7 protein-coding genes are annotated in these 6017 nt (G+C 32.3%); 6 read left to right on the top strand and 1 reads right to left on the bottom strand.

From position 1 onward, the window contains the following. The first annotated feature begins 220 nt into the window (after positions 1–220). A complete protein-coding gene (locus tag DFO73_RS08940) occupies positions 221–742 on the top strand; it encodes a GNAT family N-acetyltransferase (RefSeq protein ID WP_110064425.1) in 522 nt (173 codons plus the stop codon). 335 nt (positions 743–1077) lie between these two features. Here DFO73_RS08940 and DFO73_RS08935 read toward each other — a convergent pair whose 3' ends face one another. Beyond that, on the bottom strand, positions 1078–1557 hold the full coding sequence (locus DFO73_RS08935; RefSeq protein ID WP_110064424.1) for a hypothetical protein: 480 nt from the start codon (positions 1555–1557) through the stop codon (positions 1078–1080). Positions 1558–1758: 201 nt separating this feature from the next. Here DFO73_RS08935 and DFO73_RS08930 point away from each other — a divergent pair, with 201 nt between their 5' ends. The 5 genes from DFO73_RS08930 to DFO73_RS08910 all read left to right on the top strand — a co-directional run bounded on the left by DFO73_RS08930 (position 1759) and on the right by DFO73_RS08910 (position 5678). Next, complete coding sequence (locus DFO73_RS08930) at positions 1759–2109, top strand: PadR family transcriptional regulator (RefSeq protein ID WP_110064448.1); 351 nt, start codon at positions 1759–1761, stop codon at positions 2107–2109. Next, positions 2096–2935: a permease prefix domain 1-containing protein gene (locus tag DFO73_RS08925; protein WP_110064423.1), complete on the top strand. Its 840-nt coding sequence runs from the start codon at positions 2096–2098 to the stop codon at positions 2933–2935. The genes DFO73_RS08930 and DFO73_RS08925 overlap by 14 nt, the downstream gene beginning before the upstream one ends. A 198-nt stretch (positions 2936–3133) precedes the next feature. Next, positions 3134–3517: a hypothetical protein gene (locus DFO73_RS08920; RefSeq protein ID WP_110064422.1), complete on the top strand. Its 384-nt coding sequence runs from the start codon at positions 3134–3136 to the stop codon at positions 3515–3517. Between the two features lie 285 nt (positions 3518–3802). Beyond that, on the top strand, positions 3803–4360 hold the full coding sequence (locus DFO73_RS08915; RefSeq protein ID WP_110064421.1) for a sigma-70 family RNA polymerase sigma factor: 558 nt from the start codon (positions 3803–3805) through the stop codon (positions 4358–4360). After that, complete coding sequence (locus DFO73_RS08910) at positions 4350–5678, top strand: sigma-E factor regulatory protein RseB domain-containing protein (RefSeq protein WP_258309349.1); 1329 nt, start codon at positions 4350–4352, stop codon at positions 5676–5678. The genes DFO73_RS08915 and DFO73_RS08910 overlap by 11 nt, the downstream gene beginning before the upstream one ends. Positions 5679–6017: the final 339 nt, after the last annotated feature.

Below are 6017 nucleotides of genomic sequence, written 5' to 3'. Positions count from 1 at the left end.
AATCCATATCGTTTGGAATTTAATTGCTTCTTCAGTTCAAATTTTTTTATAGTACAGATGCAAAGAAATATTTTAGGGTGTTTATGTTCAAGATCAGTTGCTGAGCCAGGTGGCATTTTCTTTTTGCACAAACGGGTAGGTTTGTTGAATAAGAGGAAGGATTATTTGTGATTTAATGGAATATACACTTTATTCCAAAATCCTTTGAGAGGTGTAATTAATGAACATAAGAAAAGCTGTTTTAACTGATGCGAAGGGTATTGCCAAAGTACACGTTGATAGTTGGAGAACAACATATAAAAATATTATACCAGATGAATTTTTAAAGAAATTATCATATGACCAACGAACTGACTTGTGGAATCGAAATATCACTAAAGAGGGAAATTATGTCTTTGTCGCAGAAAATGATGAAGGAGAAATCATAGGATTTGCTGATTGTGGAAAAAGGGAAAGTAATAATGCCACTAATTCTGGTGATTTAACAGCTATTTATCTCTTTCAAGAATATCAAGGAAAAGGAGTTGGAAAACAACTATTGAAACAACTTTTTCTTCAATTTGTAGAACTCGGTTTCAATAGAGTTTTTGTGGAAGTATTAGAAGATAATAAAACCCGTTATTTTTATGAGTATTATGGTGCTAATTTACTTAAATCAGAAAAGATAACAATTGCAGGTGCAGAATTAAATCTTCTCATTTACGAATGGAATAACCTTAATCAGGTATTATCTAAACTCTAATTATTTTTCTCTATTCAACTAAAGGGTGCTTATGTTCAAGATCAGCTGCCGAATCAGGCGGCTTTTTCTTATTCAACAAAAGGGGCAGGTTAGTGGAATAAGGAATGGTGTAACTAATAAAAAATAGCCTTTCTAGCTGACCTTATAATACGAACGAGCGCTATCTTTAAAAAAGTATCAGCTGCATATGTTCTTATTTTTGTGGAAGTGACCAAAATATTAGGTAAAACAAATTGTTTTGTTTCATTTGAAGAATCCTCTGTGCCAAAAATGAAAAGCAGGGTCATGGTGAACTAACGCCTAACCTCTGCTTCATTTTAATATTCATTTTTTTATTACTTACAAGTAAAAGTGAAAGTCTGTTTATATTCCCTTCCTTTCACCACCTTACCGTCCGCATGAGTAGAAGGATCATCTTGCCAACTAATAACCACTTCAAGTTCAGTTGCTTTCAAGGAAATTGGCAGATTGGAAAAACTAAAATCCATCCCTTTTTTAAATACTGCCTGCCGTTCACTTGGAGTATGCAGCCCATACTTTGTCATTGAATTAGGATCACCTCTGTAAAAATCAATTTTGACATTCTTTAGATTTTCTTTTCCAATATTAATAATCTTCAAGCTATACATTTCATTTACGCCCTTCTGAGGTCTAGCGATATTATCACCATACCTAGCTTCCCCTAATTCAACTTTCCATTGGTCTGATTGCTTTATAATAGGGACTTCAAATAGTTGATTAGACTCAGCACTTACGATTGTTCCAATGCTTATAAGAAATAAGACAACTAATGAACCTATAAGTTTTCTTAACATTGTATTACCTCCTGTTTATTGATAATTCTTTCGTAAGTATTTTTCCAAGAGCCTATTTTTTTATTCGACTAAAGGGGCAGGTTAGTTAAGGAACAAAAAGCTGTCAGAATGGCAGTTTTTTTATTTGCTGATATTTTTTTGAAGGAATACCTTGCATTATTAAGTAATATATTTTATAACAGATATAGGGGGTGGACAATTTTGGAAGTAAATAAAGAGGTTTTAAAAGGTCACATTGATACATTGATTCTTTCACTTTTACAGAGCAGAGATATGTATGGCTATGAGTTAGCCAAGTTAGTAAGAGAAAAAAGTGAAGAGCAATTTGAATTAAAGGAAGGAACGCTTTATTTGTCTTTAAAGCGATTAGAAAAAAATAAATGGATTTCTTCTTACTGGGGTGATGAACAAGGACCAGGTGGAAGAAGAAAATATTATAAACTTACGCCTTTAGGTGAAGAAGGTTTTGAAGAAAAGCGTAAGGAATGGCAATTTGTAAAAAAAATTATTGATTCGTTTTTAGAAGGGGGCGAAAAATATGAAAAAAATTGAAGCATTTGTTGATGATGTTTACCATAGTGTTGGTGGAAATAAAGAAGAAATTCAAGAGTTAAAAGCAGAAATGAAAAACCATCTGTTAGAGGCAGTTCACGAATTGAAATTAGAAGGAAAATCGGAAGAAGAAGCAATAGAAATTGCTATTGAACGATTTGGTGGGGAAAAAGAAATTCGTGCTGTTGTCGGTCAATTATTTAAAGCACAAAAAATGTTTGCTAAACGTGTGCTCTATACTGCATTATCATTTTTTGTCTTTACTTCTATTGTATGTGGGGTTTTATGGGCGATGGATGAAGCAGATATGAATGAGAACTTATCTATCGCTGAAAAAATAATTGGTACAGAAAAAACAGTTGGAATATTAGAAGGTAAAGAAGCAGTTTCCAAAGATGCGAAAGAAAAAATTGATGCTTTAGTACAAAGTAAAAATCAAATTTTAAATCTTAAAATTTACAAGATGTCAGATGTCGAAAAAGTATCAGAAACAGGCACAGTTTCATATCACTTAGATGAAGCTACACCAGTTTATCGAATCGGAAAATCACCTTCTGATGAAAAAAATTGGATGTTGATTGATTTAGGGTATATGTATGACACTGAATGGTATGTACAAATGGAATCAATAAAACTTTTTGCTTTTGTACCTTTTGTTTCATTGATCGGTTTTGCGATTTATGCGGCTTTGTTTACTATTTGGGCAACGATCAATGCGTATCATCATAAACGATTAAATGTTGGCTGGGTTATTGCTTTTGCTTTATTAAATGTTGTCGGTTATTTGCTATATGTTTTGGTAGGAAAAAGGAAAATAACGGCTTGATAATAGGATAACAGTAATAATATTATTACTGTTTAAATAACTAAAGGGTGCTTATGTTAAAGCAACTGCGGAATCAGGCGGCTGTTTCTTTATGAACTAAATGGGGCAGGTTAGCAACATAATTTTCACATTTTCATATATCCACATGGTATAATTTGGATTGAAGGCAGCTTAATAATCATAAACAGGGGGGGGGAAATGCTGAAAATTCCATCCTTATTGGTCGTCTTATTACTATTGCTCTCAGCTTGTAGTTCAAAAACTTTTACGTTTTCTGGAGAATCAAAAAATTGGCAAGCTATATTGAAGGTTACTCAAAATGATGATGGTCATGAAGAACAGGAATTTGAACTTCATTATAAAGGTAACGATATTAAAACCGTAGGAGAAATAACTTATGATGTCGACACTAATGCAGGTGGTTTTGGTATTTCAGGGGCAACATTAGATAAAAACGGTCTTACCAAAAATACAGCAGAGGCTAATCCAACTAATGCAAAAATCATTGAAGAATCTGAGGTAGAAGTAACCGTTAAATGGAATGATAATACTGAGCTTATTACCTTATTTATAAATAAATAGTTCATTGAGTTTTAGGGCGGTAAATTCAGAAGAATTAACGCCCTTTTTTACTAACCCTTCAATAAAAACCCTTATTGTACAAAAGGGGCAGTTAAGTTTAATGAGAAAATATTTTCAAACACTTAATATTGGATTTAGCTTAATAAATCAGCTGCCATTTTTGGTGGCTTTTTTAATTGAGAGCTTTTGTTAGATTAAAAATATTTTATTGAAAAAGTTCTAAATAGAACCTTTAAAAAATACAAATCGTCTAATTACCAAGAAACAATGATTGTGAGGAGAAAAATGATTAATATGGTGGATGACTCTAAATCAGAACCCCTAAATAATTTAAATCGAGAAGAAAAGCTTAAATGGTTAATGAAAACGCATGGTAATGATGTTATTAGAATTGCTTATACATATTTAAAACAAAAACAATTGGCAGAAGATGTAGCACAAGACGTATTTATAAAGTGCTATGAGAAAATGGATTCTTTTAGAAATGAATCATCGTATAAAACGTGGCTAATAAGAATTACAGTGAACAAATGTAAAGATGTTTTAAAGAGTTGGTCTTTTAAAAATTTATATATTACTGACTTTTTTAGTTCTAAACAAGCTTATTCTACTCTTGAACAACAATATTTTAGCAACGAGGAAAATGAATTAATTTCTAAACAAGTCATTGCACTGCCCGTTAAATTAAGAGAGGTCATTATTTTATTTTATTATCAGGAATTTTCTATTGAGGAAATATCGGATTTATTAAAGATTAATCCTAATACAGTTAAAACCAGATTGCATCGGGGACGCCTTAAGTTAAAAGAATCATTAGGAGCGTGGTCATTTAATGCAGAATAAATTGGAAAATTTAAAAGAAAAAATGAATAAAAGCATTTTAAAAGATGTGTGTTTTGATGATAAGCAGTATCAACAAGTCTTGAACAGGATTGAAAAATCCAAATCTCAAAAGAAAGTATTTCCGCTAAGAAATAAGTTTAATGCTTTGCTTAGCATTTCGGTCGTATCCATAATATTTTTGGGAATCACATATTTTGTTGAAACCCAGTTAAACGTGTTTAATGAGCTTGAAACGAAACAAGCTAATGAACCAAAGGAAAATATACAAGAATCTACAACGAAGCCTACAAATGAGAAAACGATATATTTACCACCGAAGCTAGAAGAAAATTATGATGAAATGACTAAAAAAGAGATCCTAACTAAAATGATTAATACCGTAGATAATTTCGAAACGGCTACTGGTGAATTCAAAGTACATTATGGACATTCTTCGGGTTATTCCCTTGTTGAATATGCAATTAGTTTAGGTAATAAGTCAGGGGGATTCGGCAAAAGATCCAATATTGTAAATGGTAAAGAGGAGATTACTTTCGAATATTATACAGAAGGTACAGTGTGGGCATTATCTGAACAAGCAAAAACCTATATGGACTCAAAATATGCAGAAGATGTTAACCCTGGTACGCCACTAAAAATTGAAGATGCATTTTCAGTTAATAGTGAGGGAGACAATGTAACCAACTATCGGGAAAGACCTCCGATTGGTGTAGCAAATGAAACATTATTTCCTTATGAAATAGCCTCAAACTATACCAGAGATTTAAGTAAATGGGAAATTGAAAAACAAAATGAAGAATTGCTTGGTCATAACACGCTCGTGATAAAAGGGACTAAAAACCATAGAGATTTCCAATCATTCCGCTTTTGGGTTGATAAGGATACAGGGATATTAGTTAAGTATGAAACCTATAATGCTAATGGGGATATTGTTGATTACTTACACCCGACAAAACTGGAAGTTAATGTACCAATTGATATTAAAACATTTACCCCGAATCTCGAAGGATATGAAAAAAATGATTTGGACCGTGATGAACCAATGCTGAGAACGGGGAATATTGATGAGCTAGTCCCTGAAGATCTAAAAGGACAATGGGAAGAAGCTAAAAAGAAGCCAAACGTCACAACGGTACTCGAATTAAATGGAAATTGGTATATATATGTAAAAAAAGGATACCTAGTAAATTATATAGAATCCAATGGTAATAAAGGAACACTATATCTAGCGAAAACTTCTGCGGAAAAAACAGGGCATAATTTTAAAGCCCTTGCAGAGGGGTATAAGGTGGACACTTTAAAGATTGTATATGAATAAAATATAATAACTTACTGTATTTAAGACTTTTTCTATGCCTCTGTAATAGGAGTTGCTTAAAAATCTAGAGAGCAATAACTGGGGATATGTTAAGGGCGCAGAATAAAAAAGCAGCCACTTTTCGGAGAAAGGTAGGTTTTTTAGAGGTAGGGGGGCTCCTATATTTTCTCAATATGACAAGACCTCTAGTTATTAAAAGTTCAAACAATAGGCTTGCTGAAGAAACATAAAATAAAGAGATAAGCAATGATGCAAGAAAATGTGTCCTGCATGTTCAGTCTCTGTATGGGATATATAGGTATTTAAATAATAAAAAGTATAAGATTTAAATACCTATAA

Origin of the sequence: Cytobacillus oceanisediminis (assembly GCF_003182355.1) — a bacterium.
Lineage (GTDB): Bacteria > Bacillota > Bacilli > Bacillales > Cytobacillaceae > Cytobacillus > Cytobacillus oceanisediminis_A.
Note: the sequence above shows the minus strand (reverse complement) of the source record. Positions and strands in the feature narration are given on the sequence as shown.

What these genes read in the sequence shown, in the direction of transcription:
- DFO73_RS08940 (WP_110064425.1), top strand. Translation starts at nt 221, where the DNA reads ATGAACATAAGAAAAGCTGTTTTAACTGATGCGAAGGGTATTGCCAAA.
- DFO73_RS08935 (WP_110064424.1), bottom strand. Translation starts at nt 1,557, where the DNA reads ATGTTAAGAAAACTTATAGGTTCATTAGTTGTCTTATTTCTTATAAGC.
- DFO73_RS08925 (WP_110064423.1), top strand. Translation starts at nt 2,096, where the DNA reads ATGAAAAAAATTGAAGCATTTGTTGATGATGTTTACCATAGTGTTGGT.
- DFO73_RS08920 (WP_110064422.1), top strand. Translation starts at nt 3,134, where the DNA reads ATGCTGAAAATTCCATCCTTATTGGTCGTCTTATTACTATTGCTCTCA.
- DFO73_RS08915 (WP_110064421.1), top strand. Translation starts at nt 3,803, where the DNA reads ATGATTAATATGGTGGATGACTCTAAATCAGAACCCCTAAATAATTTA.
- DFO73_RS08910 (WP_258309349.1), top strand. Translation starts at nt 4,350, where the DNA reads ATGCAGAATAAATTGGAAAATTTAAAAGAAAAAATGAATAAAAGCATT.